We start from the raw sequence: 25,056 nt of genomic DNA on the forward strand, positions 1-25,056 counted from the left end.
CGGGCGCAATCGGCGCGGCGGTGGTAGGCTGTCGTTATTGCGCGTTTGCCACTTCCGGGTTTCCCATGCCGTCTTCTTCCCTGCCGCTGTTGTGTTTCTCCGTGTTATTGCTCTCCCTGCCGCCGCTGGCGCAGGCGCAGGAGGGCGATCCCGTGCTGCCGTACCGGCCTTCCGTGGCCAGTCCCGCCCAGCTGCCCGTGCCGGGCCAGCTGGAATTCGAGGCGGGCGGCCTGCTGTCGAAAACGGACGGCACGCGCCGCGCCAGCCTGCCGTACACGTTCAAACTGGCGTTCAGCCCGGAATGGGGCGTGTTGCTCGAAGGCGAGGGCTTCGTGCGCGCGCGCGACGACACGGGGCGCCGCGAAACGGGCGTGGGCGACACGACGGTCGTGCTCAAGCGCGCCTTTTTGCTCGACAGCGCCACGGCGCTGGGCCTGGAACTGGGCTGGAAGTTGCCCACGGCCAAGGACAGCATCGGCAGCGGCAAGAGCGACGTGTCGCTGAACGGCATTTTCAGCCGCGACCTGGGCGCCGTGCACATGGACGCCAACCTGAACGCCACGCGCCTGGGCGCAGCCGACCCGCATACCGGCAGGGTGCAAACGGGCTGGGCGACCTCCTTTTCCACACCCGTCAGCGAGCGCTGGGGCGCCACGGCGGAAGTGTCGGGCACGCGCTTGCGCGGCGCGCCGGCCACGGCGCAGCTCTTGCTGGCCGCCACCTACAGTCCCACGCCGCGGCTGGCCTTCGATATCGGCATGGCGCGCGGCTTGACGGCGGCGTCGCCGGACTGGTCGCTGTTCAGCGGCGTGGTCGTGCCTTTGGGTAAGCTGTGGTGAGATTGCCACGGCAATCCTTATGTGTCCTTGCGAACAAACAGTTGGTTGCACAAGGTCTACAATTGCGGCATAACTGATAAAAGGAGTGTCCCCATGAAAACCCTGATTCTTGCCGCCGTCTTGCTGTCGGCCGCTACCGCTGCCGTCGCCCAGGTGGGCGTCTCCGTCACCGTCGGCCAGCCGGGCTTTTACGGACGCATCGACATAGGCGACTATCCAGCGCCGCAATTGATCTATGCCCAGCCCGTCATCGTGCAGCGCCCGCAATACTATTCGGCGCGCCCCATCTATTTGCGCGTGCCGCCCGGCCATGCGAAACACTGGTCCAAGCACTGCCGCAAGTATAATGCCTGTAACCAAGAGGTATATTTCGTCCAAGATAGTTGGTATAACAACCAATATGTGCCCCGTTACCGCCAGCAGCATGGCGACCATGGCCGTCCCGACTACCGGGACCATGACCGTGATCGCGGCCACTATGACAAGCATGATGACAAGCGCGATAAACATGAAGGCAAGCGCGACAAGCATGATGACAAGCCAGGCAAGGGCCATGGCAACGGTCATGGCAATGGCAACGGCAACGGGCACAGGGATTAACAAGCAGGAGGATCTTTGCATAGTAAAATCGTTATCGTAGGGGGAGGTGCAGGCGGCCTGGAGCTGGCCTGTAAACTCAGCCGCAAGCTCGGCGCCGGCCAGGTCACCCTGGTCGACAGCCGCCTGTACCATATCTGGAAGCCGTCGCTGCATGAAGTGGCGGCCGGCACCCTGGACATTCATCAAGAGGGCCTGTCATACCAGATGCTGGCGCATGACAATGGTTTCACCTATGTCTATGGCCCCCTGATCGCACTCGACGCCGCGTCGAACAGCCTTACCGTGGGTGCCATCGCCACGGACAAGGATGAGCAACTCTTGCCGCAACGCACTGTCAGCTACGACCAGCTGGTGCTGGCCGTGGGCAGCACCTCGAATTACTTCGGCGTGCCCGGCGCCCAGGAAAACACGATTTCCCTGAATGCCACGGAAGACGCCGAGCGTTTCCGGCTGACCCTGCTGAAACTGCTGGCCATGGCCGAGCAGCGCCAGGGCGACGCGGGCCATCCCGGCGTCGACATCGTCATCATCGGCGGCGGCGCCACGGGCGTGGAACTGGCGGCCGAATTGCGCGAAGCGAGCGGCGTGTATGCCGCGTATGGTTTCCAGAATCTCAACGCCATCAAGGATGTGCGCATCACTCTGCTGGAAGGGGCGCCGCGCATCCTGGCGCCGCTGCCCGAGCGCGTCTCCATCGCCGCCTCGAAATTGCTGCACCAGCACGGCATCACCGTGGTGACCGATACGCGCGTCACCACCATCGAAGCCGACAAGGTGACGGTGGCCAGCGGCACCAGCTATGCGGCCGACATCTGCGTGTGGGCCGCCGGCATCCGCGCGCCGGAATTCCTGTCCACCCTGGGCTTGCCGACCAACCGCGCCGGCCAGTTGGAAGTGACGGGCATGCTCAACGTGCAGGGCCATGCGAATATCTTTGCGCTGGGCGACTGCGCCGCCTGCATGGGGCCGGATGGCAAGCTGGTGCCGCCGCGCGCCCAGGCTGCCCATCAGCAAGCCGATTACCTGCTGAAAACGTTCCTGCTGCAAGCCAAGGGCAAGCCGCCGCAAACCAAGCCGTACGAATACCTGGACTACGGTTCGCTCGTGTCCTTCGGCCGCACCACCTCGGTGGGTACCCTGATGGGTTCGCTGAAGGGCCTGAGCTGGTTCGTCGAAGGCTTTGTTGCGCGCATGATGTATGTGAGCCTGCACCTGATGCACCACAATGCCGTGCTGGGCAGCGTGCGCACGGCCGTCATGGCCATGGGCCGCTTCCTGATCAAGCGCAGCACGCCGCAAGTCAAGCTGCACTGATCGCGCTGCAGTAAACGGTTTGCGCCGGATCAAACAAGGGGCCTTGCGGCCCCTTTTTATTTGCCGCGCGCGGCAGGCGCCGCTTCGCAACGGCCCCGCGTCATGGGAAAGTCGATGGTGGTGAATTTGCCCTTCAAGGTGCCGACGATGCTGGCATGCAAGATGCGCTCGCTGTCGTGGCGGTAGATGATGCGGCTCGGAAAGTCATTGTCCAGGTTGGCGAAGATGAATTCGTTCGGCTTGTCCTGGCGCAGCAGGTTGAAGGTGACGGGCGGCTGCCCCGACGGCTGCACGATGTAGGCCAGCTGGCCCGGTTCCGTGAGGCGGATCTGCACGAATTCAAAGGCCGTCGTCTTGCCGCCCTTGACGGTGCGGCTGGTGCCGAGGATGGTGCCGCCGGCGGCCGTGCTCCATTGTTCGCCGGAACCGGGTTCGGCGCCGTCGACATTCCAGCAGCCGGCCAGCCAGGCCAGCTTGTCCACGGTTTCCGGCGGCGGCACGGTATTGTCGGCGGCCTGGGCGGCGCCCATGGCCAGCAGCGCTGCCAGCAAGGTCGTTGCGAGTCGTTGCATGCCATCTCCTGTCGTTGCGATGTTAGCGGTCACTGGGGCACGCCGGCGGCGCGCCTGCCCAGTGTAGCCGATGCTGGGCTGCACACGGCAAACACTTTATACTCGGGAAAGATGCCGACCGTCACCACCATCACGCCAAGGACAATCATGCACGATACTTCCACGCAGCCGCGCGGCGCCGCCAGGCCGGGCCAGTTCGACGACCGCTACATCAGCTTGAAAAGCCTGGGCCTGGACCCGGAGCAGCTCGATTTTTACCAGCTGCTGCTGGCCTGCAGGGCCAGGGGGGATGCCGGGGAAAGCCTGCGGCAAGTCGTGCGTTTCCGCACGGATGGCTATGGCAAGTCCCGCTTCATCAGCAGCCTGGACGCGTTGCCGGCGCCGCTGGCCACGTTTCCCCTGTGGCGTGCCGAGCTTGACGGCTGGCCCGGCGAGCTGGCGCGCGAGGACTTGCTGGCGCGGGCCAGTGCAGCGCTGGAGCAGCCGGCCGGCGTCTTTCTCGCCTCGGCCGGCTGGCGCACGGCATTGCCCGACATTTGGCAAACCCTGCTGGTGCTGGGATGGCGGCAGGCGGGTTCCCCGGCCGATGCCGCCCTGGCGGCCCAACTGACGGATGTGTTGCGTGTTGGACATTTCTTGCAGGTGCTGGAAGGCGATCGCACCAGCCTGGCCGGGCATGGCACGCGCCGCGATGTGCTGGGGGCGCAACTGCTGTTGCCGGAAGAGGGCATGCCGCTGCCCCGTTGAGGCGGGCAGGGCGCCCGCTGCGGGAAATTATTCTTTTGGCGTAATGCGCGGCAAGACGACGGTCAGGGCCGTGCCGCCTTGCGGATTGGCCGTCAGGCTCAGGGTGCCGCCCAGGTAATGCACGCGCTCGCGCACGGAGCGCAGGCCGTGCTTGCTCATTTCGACGGGCTCGTTGGCCGGCAAGCCGCTGCCGTTATCCTTGACCGTCATCATCAGCGCCTCGTCATTGTCGTCGATGATGATGTCCACCTGCGTGGCGTGGGCGTGCGCGGCGATGTTGCCGAGCGCTTCTTCCAGGGTGCGCAGCAGGGCCACGCCCACGTTGCGCGGGCAAATCAATTCATCTTCGGGCAGGCTGCAGCGCACGGTGATCTTGTGCTGTTCGGCAAATTGCGCAGCCAGCTCACCCAGCGCGACATTTACGCCGAGAAACTCGAGCTTGTCGTTCCACAGCTTCATCTGCATCTGGCGGTTGGTCTCGATCACATTCAGCAGCAATTGCTTCATCGTTGCCGCGCGGTCGAGCAAGGCGGCTTCCTGCGGCATCTTTTGCGTCAGCAGCGACAGGTGCATGGTGAGCGCCGTCAGCGAGGAGCCGAGGCTGTCGTGCAGCTGGCGCGACAGGGCGCGCCGTTCATTGTCCCAGCTGGTGTTGACATGGCCGAGCAATTCGCTGAGGTCGGCGGCGCGTTCCGCATCGGCCTGGGACGCTTCCTTGTTCGGATCTGTTTGTGCGGACATAGCGCCCCGTGAATGGTGAAAGGTGAGGACCAAATTCAAGTTGTGGATCATACATGAGGATTTCATCGCGGGGCGCATGGATGAAAAATTTCTGTCTTTTCGGCAATTTTAATCTCCTTCCATCACTTTTATGTGATAGGCAATATTATCGTTTGCGCCATCAGCCACCGTTCCCGTCGTTACGTACGGCTGCGCACATACCGGGGCGCGCTACGCTGCCATAGTGGGGCCGTGCCTCCCCCATGCAGCACTGGCCCGCTTACCGAAACGAAAGGACATGCCATGAATATCGATACCATCGTCGACAAGGAATACCTCGACAAAAGCTTCCGCGACATCGTCAATGCGCCCATCAGCGCCCTGCGCGGCGTCAGCGCAAAAGACGCCAAGGCCTTGCAGCAGGCGTTTGGCGTGACCACCGTGCGCGAATTGTCCAACCTCAACTTCGTCAAATGGGCCAGCGCGCTGGCCATCCTGGCCGATGAGGAGGGCATGAGCGGCGAAGAGCGGGCCAAGGAAGAATTGCTCGACGACGCCGTGGAAATGACCTTCCCCGCCAGCGACCCGATCTCCGTCGATGCGGGCATCACGCGCATCGAAGTGTCGCCCGACACCGTCAATGCGCAAACGGACCACCAGCATGCGGGCCAGCATGAAGTGACGGCTGGCAAGAAATAAAGCCTGCAGGACATGAAAAAACCGGCTGGCCGCGAGGCCCGCCGTTTTTTTTACGCGCCGCGCGGCGTCACCGTCAGGCGATCGACGGGATGCTGCTTTTCTGCATGTTGACCTGCGCCGCGATCACTTCGTGCGGCGTGCAGCAAAAGCGGTTCTTGCCGGCGCGCTTGGCTTCATACAGGGCCGTGTCGGCCGCGCCGAGCAGGGATTCGACGGTGCTGGCGTCGTCCGGGTAGATGGCGATGCCGATGCTGGTCGACAGGCGCAGGGTCAGGTCGTTGATGAAATACGGCTCGGAAATGACTTCGATCAGCTTGGCGGCCGGTTCGCGCGCGTCGCCCTTGCCGGCCAGGTTGCCCAGCACGATGACGAATTCATCGCCGCCGATGCGCGCCACCGTGTCTTCCTTGCGCGACGCGCCCACCAGGCGGGCCGCCACCATTTTCAGGATCTCGTCGCCATAGCCGTGGCCGTAACTGTCGTTGATGGCCTTGAAGCCGTCCAGGTCCAGGTACAGGATGGCCGACTTGCCGCGGCTGCGGGCCGATTGCTGCAGCGTATGCTCGATGCGGTCTTCCAGCAGGCGCCGGTTCGGCAAGCCCGTCAGCGGATCGTGCAGCGCCAGTTCCTGCTGCTGCTTGCTGTATTGCGCCAGTTCCTTGTACAGCAGGCGCACTTCCAGCATGTTGTGGATGCGCTTGTGCACTTCCATCAGGTCGAAGGGCTTGCTGATGAAGTCGCGCGCGCCCGCTTCCAGGGCGGCGATCTTGAAACTCGGTTGCGCCGTGAGGGCCAGCACGGGCAGGTAGCCGCCATGTTCGATTTCTTTCAAGCCTTTCATAACCTGGAAACCATTGAGTTCCGGCATTTGCAGGTCGAGCAAGATCAAGTCGTAGCAATGCTCCCGGTGCAGGGGGCAAACCTGTGCCGGACGCATGGTGGCCGTGACGTTGGTATAGCCGGCATCGCGCAGGATTTCCAGCATCAGGTCGACATTGTCGGGTGAATCGTCGACGACCAAAATTTTGGCTTTCAAAATCTCATCTTGGCTGGGCATGTAAGGTCTCGGTTATACGGTCTATGCAACGCTGGCTTCTACCGCAGATGATGGGCTGACGGCGGTGGAAAAGATAGTAGCGCCTTGCAACAAGATAGGGCGCACAACTGCGCATGAACTCGCTTCTGCCGTTCTCCCCGGCCAAGGTCGCCGCTTCCAGCCTGCCGTGCAGGTGTGCTTCTGCATTTCAGTGTAGCAAACTTCAGCTTAGTTGCTTGTAGGACAGTGCCGCGTCTGAAAGTAGGAAGGCTAACCCATGAAAATAGTCATTTTGTACTGCACTATTTATTTCTTTGCATCATCTTTTTAAGATGATGTTTTGCGCTCCCGTCCAGGGCGCGCAGCGGCCAGCTGCGCCACGGCCGCCACCAGTCCGGCCGGGTCGAGCGGCTTCGAGATCCAGGCCTGGAAGCCGCTGTCGAGCGCCCGCTGGCGATCTTGCGGTTGCGCAAACGCCGTCAGCGCCAGTGCGGGCAGCCGGGCCAACTCCGGGGCGGCGTGCGCGCGCACTTGCGCCAGCAAGTCGAAACCGTCGGCGTAGGGCATGCCGATGTCGCTGACCAGCACATCCGGGCGCACCTGCTCCAGCAATTGCAGCGCTTGCGCCACGCCGCCGGCGCCGTGCACTTCGGCATTGTTGTCGCGCAAGATGCGTTCCGTCAGTTCGCGCGCGTCGGCGTCGTCATCGACCAGCAGCACCTTGACGCCGCGCAAGTCATCGTTGGAGGGCGGGCCGCTGCCCGCCTGGCGCGCGGCGGCCGGCGTGCCCAGCGGCAGGCGCACGGTAAAGCTGGCGCCCTGCATGTCGCCGGCGCTGCTGACGGTGACCGTGCCGCCATGCTGCTCCACCAGGTGCTTGACGATCGCCAATCCCAGCCCCAGGCCGCCGTGCCGGCGCGTGGTGGAGGCATCGGCCTGGCGGAAGCGGTCGAACACGTGCGGCAGGAAATCCTTCTTGATGCCGACGCCGTTGTCGGCCACCGTGATGGACAGGCGCGACGCCTCGCGGCGCACGCCGATATCGACCCGCCCCCCTTGCGGCGTGAACTTCAGGGCATTCGACAGCAGGTTCCAGATCACTTGCTGGATACGGCTGGGGTCGCCCGTGATGGTGCCCGCATCGCTGGCGATGTTGCAGTGGATGGCGATGTGCTTGGCGTCGGCCGCCGGGCGCAGGGTTTCGATGGCCGAGGCGATGATGCTGGCGGGCGCCAGGGTTTGCAGGTCGAGCAATACCTTGTCGGAGGTGATGCGGCTCATGTCGAGCAAGTCCTCGATCAGCTGCGCCTGCGCACGCGCATTGCGTTCGATGCTTTGCAGGCCGCGGTGCAGGTCGGCCTGGTCGCGCGTGCCGCGCCGCAGCACCTGGGCCCAGCCGAGGATGGCCGACAGGGGCGTGCGCAGTTCATGCGACAGGGTGGCGAGAAAATCGTCTTTCAGCTGGTTCGTGCGCTCGGCTTCGGCGCGCGCCTCGCGTTCGCTGTCGAGCAGTACCTTGCGCTCTTCGGCGGCGCGCGTGGCGGCCGCGTACAGGCGCGTATTGTCGAGCGCGACGGCGGCCTGGGCCGCGATGGCCGAGACGATGCGTTCGCTGCGCGCGCTGAACATGCCCGCTTGCGGATGGCCGAGCAGCAAGCGCCCCAGCAACAGGCCCGAGCGGGAGCTGACGGGCAGGCTCAGGCAGCTGCGCAGCGGCGGCGCGCCGTCGGCGCTGGCATCGGGCGCGGCCAGCAAGTCGTTCTGGCGCATGGCCGGCCCCTGGCGCAGTTCGGTGGCGATGGCTTCGGCCTGGCGCAGGCTGATGCCGTTGACGGCGCGCGCCGAGGGCAGGGGCGCGGCGCTGTCGGGGATCTCGCCCGCATCGTCATAATAGAAGGCGCCGAAGCGCGCGCCGCTGATGCGCGTGGCCGCATCGACGGTTTCCTGCAGCAGGGCGGGCAAGTCGAGGGTGCCGGCCAGGGCCGCCCCTGTATTGTTGAGCAATTCGAGCACGCGCGTTTCATCGCGCAAGGCTTCCTGCGCGCGCTTGACCTGGTCGACGTCGGTGCTCGTGCCAAACCAGCGCAGCAGCTGGCCGCCCCGGTCGCGCACGGGATTGGCGCGCGTCAGGAACCAGCGGTACTGGCCGTCGGCGCCGCGGATGGGAAATTCCATTTCGAAGGGCGTGCCGTCGCGCAAGGCGGCCTTCCACGCGTGCAGCATGGGCGGCAAATGCTGCGCGTGATAGGCGATGCTCCAGCCGTCGCCCGCCATCTGTTCGGCGCTGGTGCCCGTGTAGTCGTGCCAGCGCTGGTTGTACCAGGCAATGGTGCCGTCGAAGCTGGCGATCCAGGCCAGTTGCGGGATGGAATTGGCCAGCGCGCGCAAGTCTTCCTCGCTGTGGCGCAAGCTTTCCTCGGCCTCCTTGCGCTGGCTGATATCCTGGATGTACGTGGTCAAGCCATCGCTGGAAGGGAAGATGCGCACTTCCAGCCAGCGCCCCAGCGGCCGGTACAGCAGTTCAAAGCTGCTGCTGTGCTGCTGCGCCATGGCGCGCCGGTATTGCACTTCCAGTTCCGTCCCCTGCAGGGCGGGGCAGGCTTGCCACAGGCTGCTGCCTGCCAGGCTGGCGCCGGGCGGACGCTGCGGTGCGAGCATGTCGGCGCCGCGCGTATTGATATAGCGGATGGTCCAGTCGCGGTCGAGCAGGCAAAAGCCATCGGTGATGCTTTCCATTAAGTTTGCCAGGCGCTCGCCGGAGAGGCTCAGCGGCGCTGATGGGGGCAGCAGATCTTGCGTGCGGTCAGGCTTGGCCATCGGAAATCCTGCAACAGTGAGTCTGCCGCACGGGCTCTTGCCCCGCCGGGCCGCCGCCGCTAAGCTCAGTTAAATGGGTCATGATGGTCAATGCCCGCGCCATGAATGAGGGGAGGCACAAGCGCCCCTGTCTGGCTGGTATTGTAGCCCCAAGCGGCGCAGCGCCACCGCACGCTTGCGCGTTGCCTGCAGATAGCACTGGACAGGCTGGAAAGCAGTCCCTATAATCCCGCTTCTTTCGAGACAGCAACTTCTCGATTCGCTAGAAGCTCCTGTGAAAGCAGAAGTGTCCATCGATAAAAAGGCGTCAGCTTTTTAGCAGTGAAAAGGTAGTCGATCATGCGGGGCGGTATTCTGCAAAATCAGCTAAGCGATTGAAAAATCGAACTTTTCAAAGCGAAATGAATACGCTATAATGTTTGCCTGCGCGGCTGTAGCTCAGCTGGATAGAGTACTTGGCTACGAACCAAGGGGTCGTGGGTTCAATTCCTGCCAGCCGCACCAGAATACTGAAAATCAGACTTTGCCTGGTTTTGTTGTAACAAGTTTCACCTCCATGTTGTTAATGGAATGTTGTAGAAGTTTTGCGGCTGTAGCTCAGCTGGATAGAGTACTTGGCTACGAACCAAGGGGTCGTGGGTTCAATTCCTGCCAGCCGCACCAGTATTGCCAGCATCGGGTTTTCCCGTGCTGATGAAAGTTTCAAGCTTCGCGCCGTCCGGCGAAGTGTGTCAGAGTTTGCGGCTGTAGCTCAGCTGGATAGAGTACTTGGCTACGAACCAAGGGGTCGTGGGTTCAATTCCTGCCAGCCGCACCAGTATTTGCAGTAAAGAAAAACCCGGAAAGTTCGCTTTCCGGGTTTTTTTTCGTCCGGCGCAATTGCAGCGGGCCGCCGATGGCGCGGCCTGCCGCAGTTGCGCCAATATCCCATCAATTCGGATACGGCTGGCCCGAGGACGCCTGGTTGCCCAGGACGATGGTGGTCACCCACAGCCCGCCATTCGTCACGGGGCCGGTGAACTTGAACAGCGAGCTGCCCGATTGCGCCGGGTCCGCCACATTCGACGCCAGGCTATTCAATCCCGAAGTCGTGAAGGTGCACGCGGTTTCTTGCCCAACAGCATTTTGTTCCGCGTTCAGCACGGGCGTGGCGCCATTGAACAGGTACAGGCCGCAATTGTCCATTTTCGATCCGTAGGTGGCGGACTGCGTGTAATTGAAGGTCACCGCCCCATCGAGCAGGGTGGCGGCCGGGATGGACGACAGTTTCGCCGGCGTGATGCTGGTGATCGTGGCGAACAGGCTGGCCTGGTTTGCCCGCGCAAACGCTTTCGACAGGGGCACGGCATTGATCTGGAACGGGAAGGCGCTGACGGGGCCGTTCGCTGTCTTCAGGGTCCAGACATACACCTTGCCCGGCGCCACTTTCGTCTCGTCGATGCAGGCCGTGCCGGCGCCCAGGCCCGGCGTGCCGGCGGGCAGGCTGGCCAGGTCCTGGCAGCTCTGGATCGCTTCCGCGTTATTGTAGAAAGCGCTGGCAGCGCCATTGCTGTCGGCAATCCGCATGTGGGTGTAGCCCGTGGCTGGCAGGATCAGCTGCAATTTGCTGCCGGCCGTGCCCGGTGTCTGGAAGTCGCCGAATGTCGTCAGGCCCGGTCCCCGCACGTCGATCTTGTTGATGGCCGGATTGTCCTGCAGCACGGTGTCGAGCTCGACGTGCGCGGCCCATTCGCGCGCAAAGGTGGCCGCGCCAGCACTGTCGAGGCTGCGCTGGATGCGCGCATTCATGTGCATGTCCAGGTGGCCGCTGCCGGCCAGCTTCCAGCCGCCGGCACAGGCGCTGGTATCGCTCGTCTTGACCAGCTTCCAGTTGAGCATGCCCGCATCTGTTCCTATGCGCAACTGTACCCAAGCGCTGCTCGGCTTGCCTGCGGTGAAGCCGATGGCTGTCGCCCCGGCGCCCAGGCGATTGTTGATGAAGTCGGCGACGCGCGATGTCGAAGTGCTGCTCGACGACGTCAGCGTGGCGATTTCATCCGTGCTTAACGGTTGCATGTTGACGCTGGCCAAGCCCAGCGCTTCGATGGTCAGCCCGGCATGAGCGGCCTGGTCGGTGCTGGTCAGGGCCGACACGATTTCCGCCTGGCCCACACCCATCCCCATATTGAAGGAGCTGTCGATGAACGGCGACACGGCCGCCGTCGACGGCGCGACGAAGCCCGTCTTCGGATACAGGGCGCTGAGCGAGGCCATGCAGGCGCGGATTTCCGGCAAGACGCTGGCCGCGGCGTTCGCCTTGAGCAAGTCGGCATCCGATGGCGGCGTCGCTGCGGGGATGGTGGCGGTGCCGCCGGCGGCGGCAGGTAAGGTCACGCTGCCCAGCGTGCTGTTGGTGGCAATCAGGGTGACCGTCGCCATGGCGCCTTGCGCTTCCGCGGGCGCGACGAGAATCTGGTCCAGCACGGCATCCATGCCCGTGCCGTTGGCAACAAAGGCGCCCGTCAGCGGATTGGTGTTGCTGGTGTTAATCGGTTTGATCATGGCGACGACTGCGGCGATGGCCGCATCTAGCCGTTGCTGGGTCGCGGCACTGGCCAGCGCCGCAGTGCAGGCGGCTGGGACAGCATTGGCGACGGGCGCGCAAACGCTGGCCAGGGCGGCGCCGCCGGGCTGGCCCGACGCCGTGGAAACGATCAGGTCGGTCAGCGGCGTGATATTGACGGTTTGTCCCGCTGCCGTGGCGATGGAATTCATGGTCACTTGCTTGCCGCCGGCCGTGCCGGTGATGCTGAGGAGAAAGGGCGCCGTCATGCCGCCCACGTCGAGCGTGTATGCCCCGCCGGCGCCGGTACTGACCGCCACGGATACTTTGCCCTTGCTATCGATGGCAATCACGCTGCCCGCGACGGGTGCGCCGACGGCGGCGGTGCCGCTGAGCGTCGTGGCTGGCGGCGGTACAACGGGCACGACAGGAGGGATGGGCGCAACGGGTGCGACCGGGTCGGCGGGGGTGCTGCTGCCGCCGCCGCACGCGGCCAGCATGAGGGTGGCGGCACAGGCGGCAGCCAGAGGCAATAATTTGTGCAAGTTCTTCTTCATGGTATCCCCTTAGTATTTTTATTAAAATTACTGCTAGTAAACATTCTCAAAGTTTTCCATGAATTGCAATTTATTTTTCTTGGATGCATTAATAATGAGCAACAAGTAACAAAGCTGTCGGTTTCGCGCCGCAGTCTGAAAAGAAATGTGATGAAATGAGCAAGACTACGGCGTGCGTGTGCCGCCACAAGACAGGAGTGGCCGCCAATTGTGAAATATCGCCGCCACGGCTTTGCCATTCTGCAAAGCCCTGCTATAATCTTGTCTTAGGCGGCTGTAGCTCAGCTGGATAGAGTACTTGGCTACGAACCAAGGGGTCGTGGGTTCAATTCCTGCCAGCCGCACCAGAATATTGGGGGTCAGATTGTAAAATCTGATCCCCTTTTTCGTTTCCGAATGGATTTACGCTGCGCCTGTGGCGCCGCGCCGGTATTGCTGGCGAAACGCGCGCGGCGTCACCTGCCTGGCGGCGCGGAACTGGCGGTTGAAATGCGCGAGGTTGCGGTAGCCCGCCTCTTGCGCGATGACGGCGATGGCCAGATTGCTTTCGATCAGCTGTTGGCAGGCGCGGCCGATGCGCAGCCGCGCCAGGTACTCGCCGGGCGTGCAATGCGCGTGGCGCTTGAAACAGCGGTGGAAGGCGCCCAGCGACAGGGCCGCCCGCTGCGCCAGCGTTTCCAGTGCAATCTCTTCCCGGAAATGCGCGTGCATGAAGTCAAACACGATTTCCATGCGCTTTTGCTGGCCATCGGCATGCATCGGCGCCAGCGCTTCCGAGGCCAGCGGCTGCGCACCGCCATCGCCAGCCAGGTCCAGCAGCACGTCGAGCAGCAGCGGCAGGCGCTGCGGCACGGGCAGCGCATTCAATTGCAGCAGTTTCTCTGCGCTGCGTGCGCTCGTTGCCGGCGAAAAATGCAGAGCAGGGCCGGCGCGGCGCGCCAGTTGCCGCACGCCGTGCAACTCAGGAAAACAGGCCGCCAGCTGCTCCACCCATTCCAGCGAAAACCACACGACGACGGCCAGCATCGGCTGCGCGCTGTCGATGCGCTCGCTGGCCGACCACGTGTGCGGCAAATTCGGCCCCAGCAGCACCAAGTCGCCCGGTTCGAAATCGCCCAGGTGGTCGCCGATATAGCGTTGCCCCCGCGCATTGACCGTCAGGGTCAGCTCGAATTGCGGGTGGTAATGCCAGAGGAAGGGAATCGCATCGAGTTCGCGCCACAGCAAGCCCCAGGAGTGGCCCGTCGGAATCGTGACTTGTTCAAATAAAGGCGTCATTGTGACGTTTTAAAGAGGGTGATGGTCAGGATAGTATCAGTTTTGGTTGCTGCGCACGCATTTTATGCGGCACTGCCGGAGCACAATCTGTCCACACCAACACAGGAGACAGCGATGCAAAACCGATATCAGTACGGCGAAGACCGTCCCGGCAATCCATCCGTGGCTTACACGGAACAAACCCAGTTGCGCGACATACAAAAACAGTTGCCCCTGCGCGTGCTGTCCGACAGCGATTTCCTGCACTGGCAAACCTACGGTTACGTCATCGTCAAGGATGCCGTGACGCCGGAACAGGTGCGCCGCACGACCGATTTCCTGTGGGAATTCCAGGGACTCGACCAGCACGACCCCTCCACCTGGAATCGGGACCAGCTGCGCGACCACGCGATGAAAGAGCTCAACGGTTCCGGCATGGTCGAGGCCTATCACAACCAGACCCTGTGGGATAACCGCCAGACCCAGCGCGTGTACGACGCCTTTGTCGACATCTGGGACCGTCAGGATCTGTGGGTGACCATCGACCGCGCCAACCTGAATACGCCGAACAATGGCAAGCGCAAGTTCGGCGGCTTCATCCACTGGGATGCCGACACCACGCTCGACCCGCTGCCCGTCAACGTGCAGGGCGTGCTGGCCCTGTCCGACACTTCGCCCGACAGCGGCGGCTTTCAATGCTATCCGGAATTGTTCAACAACTTGCTGGCGTGGCGCAAGACCGTGCCGCAAGACCGCAACCCGTGGCAGCCGGATCTGGCGACGGTGCCGTATCCGATGGAATTCATCGCCATGAAGAAAGGGGAGTTGTTGATCTTCAACAGCCTGCTGGCGCACGGCATCCGCCCGAACACATCGACGGACCAAGTGCGCCTGGCGCAATACATTTCCTTCACGCCAGCCCAGGAAGACAATCAAGCCCTGCGCGACTGGCGCGTGCAAAGCTGGCGCGAGCGCAGCGCGCCGCAAGGCTATGCATTCCCTGGCGACCCCGAGGAAAAGGAACAGCTGCGCTATCCGCAGGCGCAGCTGACAGCGCTGGGCGAGAAGATCCTCGGCGCGCGCGGCTGGTAAGCGTGGCGCCGCGTCCGATGGCATTGCCTGCCGGATAGACAATTGCCGGCAAATGCACGATCATGGCTTGACTTGCCATCGACCGAGGAAACGCATGAGTATCATCACCTGCATCGAAGACTTGCGCGTGCTGGCCCAGAAACGGGTGCCGCGCATGTTTTACGACTACGCCGATTCCGGTTCCTGGACGGAATCGACGTACCGCGCCAACAACAGCGATTTCGCCAAGATCAAATTCCGCCAGCGCGTGGCCGTCAACCTGGAAAACCGCAGCCTGGCTTCGACCATGGTGGGCCAGCACGTGTCGATGCCGGTAGCCCTGTCGCCCACGGGCTTGACGGGCATGCAGCATGCGGATGGCGAAATCCTCGCGGCCCAGGCGGCCGAGCGCTTCGGCGTGCCGTTTACCCTGTCGACCATGAGCATCTGCTCGATCGAGGACGTGGCGGCGAACACGACAAAACCGTTCTGGTTCCAGCTGTACGTGATGAAAGACCGCGAATTCATCAACCGCCTGATCGACCGCGCCAAGGCCGCCAAGTGCGGCGCGCTGGTATTGACGCTGGACTTGCAGGTGCTGGGCCAGCGCCACAAGGACTTGCGCAACGGCCTGTCGGCGCCGCCGAAACTCACCATCCCCAACATCCTCAACATGGCCAGCAAGCCGCGGTGGGTGGCGGGCATGCTGGGCACGAAACGGCGCGGCTTCGGCAACATCGTCGGCCACGCCACGTCCGTGTCGGACATGTCGTCCCTGTCGGCCTGGACGCAGCAGCAGTTCGACCTGAGCCTGTCGTGGGCGGACGTGGAATGGATCAAGCAGCGCTGGGGTGGAAAACTCATCATCAAGGGCATCATGGACCCGGAAGACGCGCGCCTGGCCGTGGAAAGCGGCGCCGATGCGCTGATCGTCTCGAACCACGGCGGACGCCAGCTCGATGGCGCGCAATCGTCGATCGAAGCCTTGCCGGCCATCGTCGACGCCGTCGGCAGCCAGATCGAAGTGCACATGGATGGCGGCATTCGCTCCGGCCAGGACGTGATCAAGGCCGTGGCCCTGGGCGCCAGGGGCGTGTACATCGGCCGCCCGTTCCTGTACGGCCTGGGCGCCATGGGCGGGCCGGGCGTCACCAAATGCCTGGACATCATCCGCAACGAACTGGATTTGACGATGGCCTTTTGCGGCTTGCGCGACCTGCAGCAGGTGGACAAGAAAATCCTGCTGCCGGGAACGTTTTAAGCGGCAATCCGCACGATTTCAAAACCTTCCGATGCCTGGGGCGGCACGAAGTGGCGCGTGATGTCATCAAATTGCGCGTCGCTGGTGGAAAACGGGTGCAGCCCGCTGGCATTGCGCTGGCGCAAGCGCGCCTTGCATTCCTCATCCGTCACGTCGAGGTAATGCAGCACGTGCGGCGTGCCCGCCTGCTGGAACAGGTCGCGCATCCAGGCGCGGCTGGCCGGCGTATTCGCGGGGAAATCGAGGACGACGGACACGCCCGCCTGCAGCATCTGCAGGCACAAGGGGGCGATGGCCGCGCGCAGCCGCGCCGCGCAAGCCGCGTAGTCGGCCAGGCTGGCGATCTGGCCCGGATACAGCTGCGCCAGCAAGCTGTCTTCGCTGATGCGCACGGTGTGCGGCGCCGCCGCAAGGCGGGCGGTCAGGGTGGATTTGCCCGAGGCAATCTTGCCGCACACGAGGTGCAGGGTGGGGGAAGCGGTGGTGCTGGAGGTAGGGGACATGGTCGCTCGCTAGAAAGAAATATTGCCTGCGAGACGTCTTGATCTGTTGCTGCAAATCAAAGCCGCCTCCCGGGCGGCTTTGGCAATCTCAGTCCTGCCAAGCCACCATCGGTCGAATGGTGGCAATAATCGATGGCAGGGGCGGGAATGGCGATTGCATGACTGAACGATGCCATGGAATGGCGGGCGCTGTCAATTGTCCAGGCGCGTCCACGGCTCGCGGAACGCGGCCGCATCGAGCGGCTGCGCATGCGGGTCGTCGTGCTGGAACAGGCCGCCGATCAGCATATCCTGGATGGCGCCCGTGAAACCGCCGTATGGCGAGGCGCTACCCCACTGGCGTTGCGTGTGGGCGAAGACGACGGCGTCTTGCTGCGCCGCCAGCTGCGTCAAGGCGTGCCGCAAGGCGGCGGCCGCTTCCGGACCCATGTCCGTGGCGATGGCGCACACCAGGCGCTGGCCAAATTGCAAGGGTTTGTCTGCCAGTCCCAGCAGCGACTCATTGGCCAGGGCGAGGAACACATCGGGCGCCTGGTCGTCCTTTTCGCAAATGGTCCAGGTGGGCGCCCACGCTTCCAGGCTCATGAAGCGGGCGTCGCGTGTTTCCGGCGTATGCGTCCACTTCGCGTGCGACTTGTCGTCCCAGCCCAGGCGGCCAAAGGAAATCGGCTTGCCCTTGGGATTGTATTGATGGCTGCGCACGCCGGGCTTACCCCTCGTCCGCGCTTGCGCCATGAGGCCATCGAGGCTGGCGGCGAACGACGTCCATTGCGCCGCATCCCACAGCGGCGCCGCAGCGGGCGCGGCCAGCAGCAGGAATACTTCGTAATCACGTGAAAAAAACGCCATGCAGCTTCCTCGGCAAATGGATGGAAAATTGTGTCGCAATATTATAGTTGCACTTGCGACAAGGCGGCGCGCTGGCTGGGGCGCAGCAGGTAGACGCCGTACAGGCACAGGGGCAGCACGGCCAGCAGGGCGATATACGGCAGGATCGACGCGCCGTCTTCGGCCGGGTTGGGCAAGGTGGCCGTTACCAGCGCGTAGTCCCACAAGCCATGCACGAGCACCATGGGCCAGATGGAGCGGGTGCGCAGGCGGATGGCCGCGTAGCCGACGCCTTGCAGGGTGGCGGCCACGGCTTGCCACAAGGCGCCGCTGACGTCGCCCGTGGCCAGGCCGTTGGCCGTATGGGCCAGGCCGAACAGTGCCGAGGACATAAGGACGGCGGGCCAGACGGCGTAGCGCTCCAGCATGCCTTGCAGCAAGATGGCGCGGAACATCAGTTCTTCCGAAACGGCCACCAGGGCCGCATTGCAAGCGACGATCAGCAGCACGCGCGGCTGCGGCCAGCCGCCGGCCCAGGCCAGCAACAGCATCAGCAGCGCATACAGCAGGGGCGGCGAGACGAGCCACAGCGTTTTCCATGGCTGCGGCGCGCACAGGCCCGCCGCGCGGCGCTGGCTTGAGGCCAGCAGAAGCGCCAGCGCGAACAGGGCGGCCAGCGCCCACGACAGGCCGATGCGGCCGGTGACGGCGGCGCCCGGCAAGGCGTAGCCGGCCGCTTCCAGCCAGCGGCCGCCCAGGCTCAAGCCCAGCCAGATGGCCAGTGCGATGAGGGTGACCGGCATGGTGAGGGCGATTCTTTTCCCTGACATGGGCGGCGTCATGCTGCTGGTCCGCCGCTGCTGACGCGGTTGCGGCCCGTATTTTTCGACTGGTACAGCAAGGCGTCGGCCTGGCGTATCAGCTCGCTGCTGTCGCTGCAGCGCTCCCGTGCGGGCTGCAGCGTGGCCGCGCCCAGGCTGACGGTCACGACGCCGTTCGCGCTGGCCGCATGGGCAATCTGCAAGGCTTCCACGCCCGAGCGGATGGCTTCCGCCACGTCCAGCGCGCCCGCAGCGTTGGTGGCGGGCATGATCACGGCGAACTCTTCGCCGCCATAGCGTGCCGCCAGGTCTTCGGTCCGGCCGACGCTGCGGGCCACGGCGCCGGCAACTGCCTGCAGGCACTCGTCGCCCGCCACGTGGCCATACTGGTCGTTGAATTTCTTGAAGAAATCCACGTCGAGCATGATCAGCGATATGGCATGGCCGCTGCGCTGGGCGCGCTTCAATTCCTGTGCCAGCGTCTCGTCGAAACAGCGGCGGTTGGCCAGTCCCGTCAAGCCGTCTTGCGACGCCCGCGCCGCCAGGTCCGCATTCGCGTGCCGCAGCTCCGCCGTGGCCAGGCGCAGGCTGGCTTCGATGCGGTCGCGTACGGCAATCTGCCGCATCAACTTGCGGAACAGGTAGATCAGCGCCGCTCCCGCCGCCAGCGACGCCAGCACGATTTGCATGCTCAGCCGTTGCCACTCGGCGAAGACGTCTTCCTTCGACAGCCCCGCCGCCACGATGACGGGAAAGCGTTCCAGGTGGCGATAGCTGTACAGCCGTTCGATTTCGTCCACCTTCGCCGTCATCATGGCCGTGCCGACAGGTCCTTTTTCGCGGTAGGCGCGCAAGAGTGCGCCCGACGAAATATCCATGCCGATGACATTGGGCTGGAACGGCCGCCGGTAAATCAGCGTGCCGTCGTCGAGGGCAAAGAATGCCGTGCCCGTGTTGCCAAGGTTGAGGCTATCGTAGATGCGTTCGAAGGAGGCGAGCCCCAGGGTGACCAGCACCACGCCGGCAAAGGAACCGTCCGCCAACTCCACCCGGCGCGACACGGGCAAGACCCATTGCCCGCTGGATTTGCTGCGCACGGGTGCACTGATGCGGCTGCCCAGTTGCGCATGCGTCTTGTGATAGGTGAAATAGTCGCGGTCGGCGTTGTTGCCGTCCTGCCTGGCGCCGGACGAGGTGGCCAGCCAGTCCCCCTGGCTGTCAAGAATGAAGACACCGGCAATTTCCACGATATTCCTCGACAACTGCTGCAGGTGCGATTGCAAGCGCTCGCCCGTGGCGTCGTTATTGCCTTCGTTGCGGATGTGTTCGACGATATCTTCCAGCATGACATCGGCGACTTCCAGTTCCATGTAGGCTTGCGTGGCAAGGGCGCGCGCCATGTTCTCCGTCGCCGCGCTGCTCTCGCGCAGGCGGACTTCGCGCGAAGACCAGACGATCCAGATGGTCATGCCCAGCAGCATGGCGCACATGCAGAAGAAGGCGATGCTGGCCCAGACGATCACTGGCCGCTTGTGCTTGCTCAAGACCTCGGGCTGCGCCGGCAGGGTGCCCGCCGCGTCCTTGTTTGTTGCATCCTTTACTGCATCCATAGGCGAATCATGAAGTTGCATCAATGATATGGTGGAAATATTGCCATACTACATTAAAAGCAGGCGTACAAAATTGCCACATCGTTATAGTTGCATGGAATAATAAGCCTTCATCCGTTTGCCGCCAGACTGGAGAGCCATGACCTACAGCAAGACCATCACTACTGAACGATTGATCCTGCGCAAGCCGCAACCATCGGATGAGGCGGCGCAGTTCGCCATGCATTCCGATCCCGAAGTGATGCGCTATTTCAGCGAACCGCCCTGGGAAGACACGGGCCGCGCCACGCGCCAGATTGCCGAGGACATCGCCGCTTTCGAGAAAGAGGAATTTTTCCGCTTCGCCGTCGAGCTGAAGGCGACGGGCGAATACCTGGGCAGCTGCAGCCTGTTTTCCGAGCACCGCCAGAACCGCCGCGCCGAGATCGGCTACGCGCTGGGCCGCCCGTACTGGGGCAAGGGCTATATGCACGAAGCGCTGTCGGCGCTGCTGGAATTCGCCTTCATCGAGCGCGACCTGAACCGCCTGGAAGCCGATATCGACCCGCACAACGCCGGTTCGGCCAGCGCCCTGGAACGCCAAGGTTTCAACAAGGAAGGTTTTCTGCCTGAACGCTGGATCGTCGGTGGCCAGGTCAGCGACTCGGCGCTGTATGGCTTGCTGCGCCGCGAGTGGGAAGCGCGGCGCAAGGGCGCCGCGTGAGCGGACAGGTTGGCGGCGCGTTCCGGCGATCGCCAGGCCGCAGCTGAGGAGGATGCCAGGCGATGATCGCTGTCGATTTACCCGCTTCAGGCCACCCGCTGGTGACCTTGCGCCAGCTGGAACGCAGCGACGCGTCCGCCTGCCTGGTATGCCTACCTGGCCGACCCTGCCGTCGTGGAGCACACGAGCTGGAACTTGCAGTGCGCCGACGATCTGCAGGCCAATTTCGATGACTATGCATCGGCCCAGCCATCGTCGTCCATACGGCTGGCCGTCGTGCTGCGCGACGGGGGCCGGCTGGTGGGCACGGTCGGCTTCAATGCCATTTCCCCGCAGCACCGCACGGCTGAAATCGCCTACGACCTTGCCCCTGCCGTGTGGGGGCAGGGCGTGGCCACGTCCGTCGTGAACGCTGTCGTGGATTGGGGCTTCCAGCGCCTCGGCTTCCTGCGTATCCAGGCAACCGTGCTGGAAAGCAATGGACGGTCGATGCGCGTGCTCGAACGCTGCGTTTTCGAGCGGGAAGGCTATCTGCGCTGCTATCGGCAAATTCGCGGAAGATCCGGCAATTTCTGGCTGTATGCGCGCATTGCCGGCGTGCGATGAACAAACTTCCCCTGAGTATCCTGCTGGTGGAAGACCACCTGGCCATCGCGCGCCAGGTGCTCGATTTCCTCGACGGCTTGCGCTGGCAGACGGACCATGCGGGCACGGGTGCGCTGGCCGTGCAATTGGCCACGCGCAACAGCTATGACGTGGTGCTGCTGGACCTGAACTTGCCCGACATGGATGGTTTGCAAGTGTGCCGCGCCATCAAGGCGGCCGCGCCCAGCAATGTGCCGATTTTGATGCTGACGGCGCGCGACGCGTACGAAGACAAGGCGCGCGGTTTTCGCGACGGCGCCGACGATTATTTGACCAAGCCGTTCGACTTGCGCGAAGTGGCCTTGCGCTGCGAAGCGCTGGCGCGCCGGCAGCAGTTGCACGTGCACCAGGAAATGCGCGTGGGACCGTTCACCTTGCAGACGCGCGCAGGGCGCGCCCTGTATGGCGACGCACCGCTGCCATTGACGCAGACGGGTTTTAAAATTCTGTTGCTGCTGTGCCGCGAATACCCGCACGCCGTCTCGCGCTCGGCCTTGCTGCAGCAGCTGTGGGGCAGCCAGCCGCCCGACAGCGACGCCCTCAAATCGCACATCTACGCGCTGCGCAAGCAGCTGGAGTTGCTTGGCGGGGCTGGCGCGGCGGGCATGCTGGTGACCATACCGCAGCTGGGCTACCGCCTGGCCTTCGACGTTGCGGCATCGCCATGAGCAAGTCGATCCGGCAGCGCCTGTTCGCCGCCCTGGCCGGCTTCACCGTCCTGCTGTGTTTATGCTACACGGGCCTGGCGCTGGTGATTGCGTATGTCACGGAAGATATGCTGGTGCAGCGCCTGCTCGAGCGCGAAGCGGCGGCCGTCAGCATGCGCTGGCAGCAGCACTACAAGCTTACGCCTTCTGGCAGCGACCTCATCACGGTTTATGGCAGTTACCTTGACTTGCCTCAAGCGGTGCGTGCGCAAGTGCCGCCGTCCGCCCCGCGTGGGGAAGTGTTTACGACGACGGGCCAGCATTATCACGTGCTGGCGCTCGATATCGTTGGCGCTGGCAAGCCGCAGCGCGCATACCTGCTGGCCGACGTGGCGCCCGTGCTGGTGGTCTCGCGCCTGGCGCGGGAAGTGGGCGGCGTCGTGGCTGGCGTGGCGCTGGCGCTGATCGGGCTGGCCTTGCTGCTGGCGTACTGGCTGGCGCGGCGCCTCGTGCTGCCCTTGCAGAGATTAGCCCAGGAAGCGCGCCGGCTCGCGCCCGGCGGCGCCGTCCATTTCAGCGAGCGCGACCGCCCCGACGAGATCGGTTTCCTGGCGCGCCGCCTGGAAACCACCTTTGCGGAATTGCAGGCGGTGTTGCGGCGTGAACAGGCTTTTACCCGCGACGTCAGCCATGAATTGCGCACACCGCTGACCTTGATGCACAACACCCTGGCGCTGGACTATGCGCCGCCGCTGGGCAAGCAGGAGCAGGCGCAGCTGCGGCAATCCACGGATGAGATGCGCGCCACCATCGACGTGCTGTTCGCGCTGGCGCGGGCCGAGCAACTGCCGGGCGACGTGGTCGAATTGCGCGGCTGCATCGAGCAATGCCTGCTGCGCCTGCTCGACGAACACCCTTGGGATGCCAGCCTGCTGACCCTGGACTTGCCGGAGCGGCTGGAGGCGGTCGGCAACCCGCAGCTGGTCATGTTGCTCCTGAATAATTGCCTGGCGAATGCGCTGTTCCATGGCGGCCCCGATTGCCGCATCAGTATTGCGTTTGCGCAAGGTTGTCTGAGCATCCAGAATACCGTGCAGCCGGGGCAAGCGCCACGCATCCACGGTTTCGCGCATGGTCAGGACCTGCTGCTGCGCCTGGCAAAAGCCATGCACTGGGACATTGTTTTCCATCCGGGCGCGACGCGGTTCCGTGTCGCCATCCATCCGGCCCGGGCGCAATAAAGTCGGCGGATTTCACCGCGATTTCACCTGCCCTTGCATATGCTGGCTGCTCTTTTACTTGAAGGGAAGCCCATGAAAATCGCCATCATCCTGTTCATCCTGTCCTGCCTGTCCATGCCCGTGCTGGCCCAGGTGCAATCGCTCCAGCTCAAGGATGAAAAACGCCGCTATATCGTCTACACGCCGGCTGCGTATCAAAGCCAGCCTCAAAAGACCTTTCCCGTCGTCTTCAATTTCCATGGCGGCGGCATGAGCATGGCGGAACAAATGCTGTACACGCAGATGAACAAGACGGCCGAGCGGCACCAGTTCATCGTTGTGTATCCACAAGGTATCAAGCAGGATTGGAACGTGGGCTTCGGCATGGATTACCTGGCGGGCACGGACGACGTCGGCTTTACGCAAGCGATGTTGAGCAAACTCAAACAGGATTACCGCATCGATGAGCAGCGCGTGTATGCCACGGGATTGTCGCGCGGCGGTTTCTTTGCCCTGCGCCTGGCGGCCGAGCTCCCGCAACAGTTCGCCGCCGTCGCCTCGGTGGGGGCGCCCATGCCGGAACCGGTACGGCAGCATCACCGGAAGGCGGACAAGGTCGGCATGCTGCTGATACAGGGCACGGCCGACAAGGTCGTGCTGCTCGAGGGCAAGGCCGCCAGCTATCTGTCGGCCGAGGATACGTTCGATTACTGGCGCCAGCACAACGGCATCGAAGGCGCCAGGCCGCAGCCGCGCCTGCTTCCTGGCCCCGCGGGCGACGCCACGCAAGTGAGCTGGCTGGAGCAGGGCGCCGCTGGCGTCAGCGTGGCCTTGATCACCGTCAAGGAGGGCGGCCACACGTGGCCGGGCTCCGATGCCTTCAACGTCGGCCTGCCCATCGGCAAGACCACGCGCGCCATCGATGCGAATGAGGTGATGTGGGAGTTTTTCAGCCGCCATCGCCGTTGACGCCATGCTAGGATGGCGGCGCATGGCGTAACCATCAAGCAACGGGAAAGGCAGGCACAGTGGCATTATCAACAGCAGGCATCGCGGCCATGGCCGCGGCAATCTTTGCCAAGCCCGGCGCGGCCGTGGCGCAGGCGTATTCGCAGATGGAACGGGAAACGCTGTATTTCCACTCGCCTGCCGAGCTGTGCGCGTATGCGGCCAGGCTGGAGGCCGAAGGGGCCGGCGAGGTGCTCCTGGCCGTGCATTACCCGGACATGGCCGGGCACTTTGCCCCGCGCCGTATCGCCCTCGACCCGGCCAAGTGCGGCGGCCTCACCTACCGTTACGTGTGCGAAGGCTGGGGCGTCATCCGCGTCTACCTGCGCCTGTCCAGCGGCAAGGGACTGGCCTCGCATGTGAGCGCCAATTCGCAAAAGCGCGCGGAAAAATGGCAGCCCCTTTACCCGGACTTTGGCCAGACCGATGCCTGGGACTGGGCCGCCGTGGGCCGCCATGAACGCCGCCTGATCCGCGTGCTGAAGCAGGCCGTGGCGCACGATGCGGCGGCAGGAGGCTCGGCATGACAGGCGTGATGCCCATCCACCCGGCCGCCATCTTTTGCCGTTCCCTGGCGCAGCTTTCCGCCATGCTGGACAAGACCGGCACCGCGCCGCACATGCTGGCGGCGCGCCTGCACCCGGACATGCTGCCATTTGCCCAGCAAGTGCGCGCGGCCGTGAGCTTTTCCCTGCGCGGCTGCTGTCCGCTGGCGGGGCTGGTCGTGGCCGATTTCAGCGCCGCCGCCAGCCTGCAGGAACAGATCGCACACACCATGCGCTACCTCAAGGACATTCCCGTGGAGCGTTTTGACGGGCCGCCAGACCGCATCTGCCGCGACCGCGCCGGCTTCACCGACATCGCGCTGCCGGCCGATGAATTCTTGCACCTGTACATACTGCCGAATTTCTATTTTCACTTCAGCATGGCGTATGCGATTGCGCGCAGCGCCGGCGCGGCCATCGGCAAGGGCGATTTCGATGGCTATCACGCGTATGCGCCGGGGTTTTCCTTCGAGCGGCCTGCCGCGCCGTAGTTC

At 63.8% G+C, this 25,056-nt stretch carries 24 protein-coding genes and 4 tRNA genes; 18 read left to right on the forward strand and 10 right to left on the reverse strand.

Annotated features, from left to right (window positions below; all coding sequences use genetic code 11):
• The first annotated feature begins 65 nt into the window (after positions 1–65).
• The 3 genes from O3298_RS08375 (at position 66) to O3298_RS08385 (ending at position 2,753) form a co-directional block, all read left to right on the forward strand.
• A complete protein-coding gene (locus tag O3298_RS08375) occupies positions 66–839 on the forward strand; it encodes a transporter (protein ID WP_305059011.1) in 774 nt (257 codons plus the stop codon).
• Between the two features lie 93 nt (positions 840–932).
• Positions 933–1,439 carry a hypothetical protein gene (locus tag O3298_RS08380; RefSeq protein WP_289914187.1) on the forward strand — a complete coding sequence of 169 codons (507 nt, stop codon included), beginning with the start codon at positions 933–935 and terminating at the stop codon, positions 1,437–1,439.
• Positions 1,440–1,454: 15 nt separating this feature from the next.
• Positions 1,455–2,753, forward strand: coding sequence for an NAD(P)/FAD-dependent oxidoreductase (locus O3298_RS08385; RefSeq protein WP_251348150.1), 1,299 nt, complete (start codon positions 1,455–1,457; stop codon positions 2,751–2,753).
• A 56-nt stretch (positions 2,754–2,809) separates the two neighbouring features.
• Here the strand turns inward: O3298_RS08385 and O3298_RS08390 are convergent, their stop codons facing one another.
• Positions 2,810–3,325 (reverse strand): DUF6265 family protein, encoded by a 516-nt coding sequence (locus O3298_RS08390; protein ID WP_305059012.1) that lies wholly within the window; start codon positions 3,323–3,325, stop codon positions 2,810–2,812.
• A 147-nt stretch (positions 3,326–3,472) separates the two neighbouring features.
• On the opposite strand from O3298_RS08390, the gene O3298_RS08395 reads away from it, so the two are divergent.
• Positions 3,473–4,072: a hypothetical protein gene (locus O3298_RS08395; RefSeq protein ID WP_305059013.1), complete on the forward strand. Its 600-nt coding sequence runs from the start codon at positions 3,473–3,475 to the stop codon at positions 4,070–4,072.
• A 27-nt stretch (positions 4,073–4,099) separates the two neighbouring features.
• On the opposite strand, the gene O3298_RS08400 is transcribed toward O3298_RS08395, so the two are convergent.
• Positions 4,100–4,813, reverse strand: a complete 714-nt coding sequence (locus O3298_RS08400) for a sensor histidine kinase (protein WP_099667356.1) — start codon at positions 4,811–4,813, stop codon at positions 4,100–4,102.
• 282 nt (positions 4,814–5,095) lie between these two features.
• Between O3298_RS08400 and O3298_RS08405 the strand changes: the two genes are divergently transcribed.
• Complete coding sequence (locus tag O3298_RS08405) at positions 5,096–5,491, forward strand: hypothetical protein (protein ID WP_077406391.1); 396 nt, start codon at positions 5,096–5,098, stop codon at positions 5,489–5,491.
• 73 nt (positions 5,492–5,564) lie between these two features.
• On the opposite strand, the gene O3298_RS08410 is transcribed toward O3298_RS08405, so the two are convergent.
• Together O3298_RS08410 and O3298_RS08415 are read right to left on the reverse strand one after the other, a co-directional pair.
• Complete coding sequence (locus tag O3298_RS08410) at positions 5,565–6,548, reverse strand: diguanylate cyclase domain-containing protein (RefSeq protein ID WP_077406388.1); 984 nt, start codon at positions 6,546–6,548, stop codon at positions 5,565–5,567.
• Positions 6,549–6,854: 306 nt separating this feature from the next.
• The gene (locus tag O3298_RS08415; protein ID WP_305059014.1) at positions 6,855–9,344 is read right to left on the reverse strand and encodes an ATP-binding protein; all 2,490 of its coding nucleotides are present in this window, start codon (positions 9,342–9,344) and stop codon (positions 6,855–6,857) included.
• Positions 9,345–9,771: 427 nt separating this feature from the next.
• Between O3298_RS08415 and O3298_RS08420 the strand changes: the two genes are divergently transcribed.
• The 3 genes from O3298_RS08420 to O3298_RS08430 all read left to right on the forward strand — a co-directional run bounded on the left by O3298_RS08420 (position 9,772) and on the right by O3298_RS08430 (position 10,161).
• Positions 9,772–9,848, forward strand: a tRNA-Arg gene (locus tag O3298_RS08420).
• A gap of 82 nt (positions 9,849–9,930) precedes the next feature.
• Positions 9,931–10,007: transfer RNA gene (locus tag O3298_RS08425), tRNA-Arg, on the forward strand.
• 77 nt (positions 10,008–10,084) lie between these two features.
• Positions 10,085–10,161, forward strand: a tRNA-Arg gene (locus O3298_RS08430).
• Between the two features lie 113 nt (positions 10,162–10,274).
• On the opposite strand, the gene O3298_RS08435 is transcribed toward O3298_RS08430, so the two are convergent.
• Positions 10,275–12,443, reverse strand: a complete 2,169-nt coding sequence (locus O3298_RS08435) for a hypothetical protein (RefSeq protein ID WP_305059015.1) — start codon at positions 12,441–12,443, stop codon at positions 10,275–10,277.
• A 270-nt stretch (positions 12,444–12,713) separates the two neighbouring features.
• Between O3298_RS08435 and O3298_RS08440 the strand changes: the two genes are divergently transcribed.
• Positions 12,714–12,790: transfer RNA gene (locus tag O3298_RS08440), tRNA-Arg, on the forward strand.
• Positions 12,791–12,845: 55 nt separating this feature from the next.
• On the opposite strand, the gene O3298_RS08445 is transcribed toward O3298_RS08440, so the two are convergent.
• Positions 12,846–13,721 carry an AraC family transcriptional regulator gene (locus O3298_RS08445; protein ID WP_305059016.1) on the reverse strand — a complete coding sequence of 292 codons (876 nt, stop codon included), beginning with the start codon at positions 13,719–13,721 and terminating at the stop codon, positions 12,846–12,848.
• A gap of 114 nt (positions 13,722–13,835) precedes the next feature.
• Here O3298_RS08445 and O3298_RS08450 point away from each other — a divergent pair, with 114 nt between their 5' ends.
• Together O3298_RS08450 and O3298_RS08455 are read left to right on the forward strand one after the other, a co-directional pair.
• Positions 13,836–14,792, forward strand: a complete 957-nt coding sequence (locus tag O3298_RS08450; RefSeq protein ID WP_305059018.1) for a phytanoyl-CoA dioxygenase family protein — start codon at positions 13,836–13,838, stop codon at positions 14,790–14,792.
• A 94-nt stretch (positions 14,793–14,886) separates the two neighbouring features.
• On the forward strand, positions 14,887–16,032 hold the full coding sequence (locus O3298_RS08455) for an alpha-hydroxy acid oxidase (RefSeq protein ID WP_305059019.1): 1,146 nt from the start codon (positions 14,887–14,889) through the stop codon (positions 16,030–16,032).
• Here O3298_RS08455 and O3298_RS08460 read toward each other — a convergent pair.
• The 4 genes from O3298_RS08460 to O3298_RS08475 form a co-directional block, all read right to left on the reverse strand.
• Entirely contained in the window at positions 16,029–16,535 is a 507-nt protein-coding gene (locus tag O3298_RS08460) for an ATP-binding protein (RefSeq protein WP_305059020.1), read from the reverse strand. The genes O3298_RS08455 and O3298_RS08460 overlap by 4 nt on opposite strands.
• A 192-nt stretch (positions 16,536–16,727) precedes the next feature.
• On the reverse strand, positions 16,728–17,384 hold the full coding sequence (locus tag O3298_RS08465; RefSeq protein WP_305059021.1) for a hypothetical protein: 657 nt from the start codon (positions 17,382–17,384) through the stop codon (positions 16,728–16,730).
• A 41-nt stretch (positions 17,385–17,425) separates the two neighbouring features.
• Positions 17,426–18,193, reverse strand: coding sequence for a CPBP family intramembrane glutamic endopeptidase (locus tag O3298_RS08470; RefSeq protein WP_305059022.1), 768 nt, complete (start codon positions 18,191–18,193; stop codon positions 17,426–17,428).
• A gap of 8 nt (positions 18,194–18,201) precedes the next feature.
• Positions 18,202–19,794, reverse strand: coding sequence for a sensor domain-containing diguanylate cyclase (locus tag O3298_RS08475; protein ID WP_305059023.1), 1,593 nt, complete (start codon positions 19,792–19,794; stop codon positions 18,202–18,204).
• Between the two features lie 139 nt (positions 19,795–19,933).
• Here O3298_RS08475 and O3298_RS08480 point away from each other — a divergent pair, with 139 nt between their 5' ends.
• The 7 genes from O3298_RS08480 to O3298_RS08510 all read left to right on the forward strand — a co-directional run bounded on the left by O3298_RS08480 (position 19,934) and on the right by O3298_RS08510 (position 25,053).
• Positions 19,934–20,497: a GNAT family N-acetyltransferase gene (locus O3298_RS08480; RefSeq protein ID WP_099667367.1), complete on the forward strand. Its 564-nt coding sequence runs from the start codon at positions 19,934–19,936 to the stop codon at positions 20,495–20,497.
• Between the two features lie 174 nt (positions 20,498–20,671).
• A complete protein-coding gene (locus O3298_RS08485; protein WP_369811514.1) occupies positions 20,672–21,103 on the forward strand; it encodes a GNAT family N-acetyltransferase in 432 nt (143 codons plus the stop codon).
• On the forward strand, positions 21,100–21,810 hold the full coding sequence (locus O3298_RS08490; RefSeq protein WP_305059025.1) for a response regulator transcription factor: 711 nt from the start codon (positions 21,100–21,102) through the stop codon (positions 21,808–21,810). Before O3298_RS08485 ends, O3298_RS08490 begins: the two co-directional genes overlap by 4 nt.
• The gene (locus tag O3298_RS08495) at positions 21,807–23,030 is read left to right on the forward strand and encodes a HAMP domain-containing sensor histidine kinase (protein ID WP_305059026.1); all 1,224 of its coding nucleotides are present in this window, start codon (positions 21,807–21,809) and stop codon (positions 23,028–23,030) included. Before O3298_RS08490 ends, O3298_RS08495 begins: the two co-directional genes overlap by 4 nt.
• A 72-nt stretch (positions 23,031–23,102) precedes the next feature.
• Complete coding sequence (locus O3298_RS08500; protein ID WP_305059027.1) at positions 23,103–23,978, forward strand: PHB depolymerase family esterase; 876 nt, start codon at positions 23,103–23,105, stop codon at positions 23,976–23,978.
• A gap of 89 nt (positions 23,979–24,067) precedes the next feature.
• Entirely contained in the window at positions 24,068–24,544 is a 477-nt protein-coding gene (locus tag O3298_RS08505) for a hypothetical protein (RefSeq protein WP_099667372.1), read from the forward strand.
• Positions 24,541–25,053, forward strand: a complete 513-nt coding sequence (locus O3298_RS08510; protein WP_305059028.1) for a DUF1993 family protein — start codon at positions 24,541–24,543, stop codon at positions 25,051–25,053. Before O3298_RS08505 ends, O3298_RS08510 begins: the two co-directional genes overlap by 4 nt.
• The last annotated feature ends 3 nt before the right edge of the window (positions 25,054–25,056 follow it).

This window comes from Janthinobacterium sp. SUN137 (genome assembly GCF_030587265.1).
Classification (GTDB): Bacteria; Pseudomonadota; Gammaproteobacteria; order Burkholderiales; family Burkholderiaceae_D; genus Janthinobacterium; species Janthinobacterium kumbetense.

What these genes read in the sequence shown, in the direction of transcription:
- O3298_RS08375 (WP_305059011.1), top strand. Translation starts at nt 66, where the DNA reads ATGCCGTCTTCTTCCCTGCCGCTGTTGTGTTTCTCCGTGTTATTGCTC.
- O3298_RS08380 (WP_289914187.1), top strand. Translation starts at nt 933, where the DNA reads ATGAAAACCCTGATTCTTGCCGCCGTCTTGCTGTCGGCCGCTACCGCT.
- O3298_RS08390 (WP_305059012.1), bottom strand. Translation starts at nt 3,325, where the DNA reads ATGCAACGACTCGCAACGACCTTGCTGGCAGCGCTGCTGGCCATGGGC.
- O3298_RS08395 (WP_305059013.1), top strand. Translation starts at nt 3,473, where the DNA reads ATGCACGATACTTCCACGCAGCCGCGCGGCGCCGCCAGGCCGGGCCAG.
- O3298_RS08400 (WP_099667356.1), bottom strand. Translation starts at nt 4,813, where the DNA reads ATGTCCGCACAAACAGATCCGAACAAGGAAGCGTCCCAGGCCGATGCG.
- O3298_RS08405 (WP_077406391.1), top strand. Translation starts at nt 5,096, where the DNA reads ATGAATATCGATACCATCGTCGACAAGGAATACCTCGACAAAAGCTTC.
- O3298_RS08410 (WP_077406388.1), bottom strand. Translation starts at nt 6,548, where the DNA reads ATGCCCAGCCAAGATGAGATTTTGAAAGCCAAAATTTTGGTCGTCGAC.
- O3298_RS08415 (WP_305059014.1), bottom strand. Translation starts at nt 9,344, where the DNA reads ATGGCCAAGCCTGACCGCACGCAAGATCTGCTGCCCCCATCAGCGCCG.
- O3298_RS08435 (WP_305059015.1), bottom strand. Translation starts at nt 12,443, where the DNA reads ATGAAGAAGAACTTGCACAAATTATTGCCTCTGGCTGCCGCCTGTGCC.
- O3298_RS08445 (WP_305059016.1), bottom strand. Translation starts at nt 13,721, where the DNA reads ATGACGCCTTTATTTGAACAAGTCACGATTCCGACGGGCCACTCCTGG.
- O3298_RS08450 (WP_305059018.1), top strand. Translation starts at nt 13,836, where the DNA reads ATGCAAAACCGATATCAGTACGGCGAAGACCGTCCCGGCAATCCATCC.
- O3298_RS08455 (WP_305059019.1), top strand. Translation starts at nt 14,887, where the DNA reads ATGAGTATCATCACCTGCATCGAAGACTTGCGCGTGCTGGCCCAGAAA.
- O3298_RS08460 (WP_305059020.1), bottom strand. Translation starts at nt 16,535, where the DNA reads ATGTCCCCTACCTCCAGCACCACCGCTTCCCCCACCCTGCACCTCGTG.
- O3298_RS08465 (WP_305059021.1), bottom strand. Translation starts at nt 17,384, where the DNA reads ATGGCGTTTTTTTCACGTGATTACGAAGTATTCCTGCTGCTGGCCGCG.
- O3298_RS08470 (WP_305059022.1), bottom strand. Translation starts at nt 18,193, where the DNA reads ATGTCAGGGAAAAGAATCGCCCTCACCATGCCGGTCACCCTCATCGCA.
- O3298_RS08475 (WP_305059023.1), bottom strand. Translation starts at nt 19,794, where the DNA reads ATGGATGCAGTAAAGGATGCAACAAACAAGGACGCGGCGGGCACCCTG.
- O3298_RS08480 (WP_099667367.1), top strand. Translation starts at nt 19,934, where the DNA reads ATGACCTACAGCAAGACCATCACTACTGAACGATTGATCCTGCGCAAG.
- O3298_RS08490 (WP_305059025.1), top strand. Translation starts at nt 21,100, where the DNA reads ATGAACAAACTTCCCCTGAGTATCCTGCTGGTGGAAGACCACCTGGCC.
- O3298_RS08495 (WP_305059026.1), top strand. Translation starts at nt 21,807, where the DNA reads ATGAGCAAGTCGATCCGGCAGCGCCTGTTCGCCGCCCTGGCCGGCTTC.
- O3298_RS08500 (WP_305059027.1), top strand. Translation starts at nt 23,103, where the DNA reads ATGAAAATCGCCATCATCCTGTTCATCCTGTCCTGCCTGTCCATGCCC.
- O3298_RS08505 (WP_099667372.1), top strand. Translation starts at nt 24,068, where the DNA reads ATGGCCGCGGCAATCTTTGCCAAGCCCGGCGCGGCCGTGGCGCAGGCG.
- O3298_RS08510 (WP_305059028.1), top strand. Translation starts at nt 24,541, where the DNA reads ATGACAGGCGTGATGCCCATCCACCCGGCCGCCATCTTTTGCCGTTCC.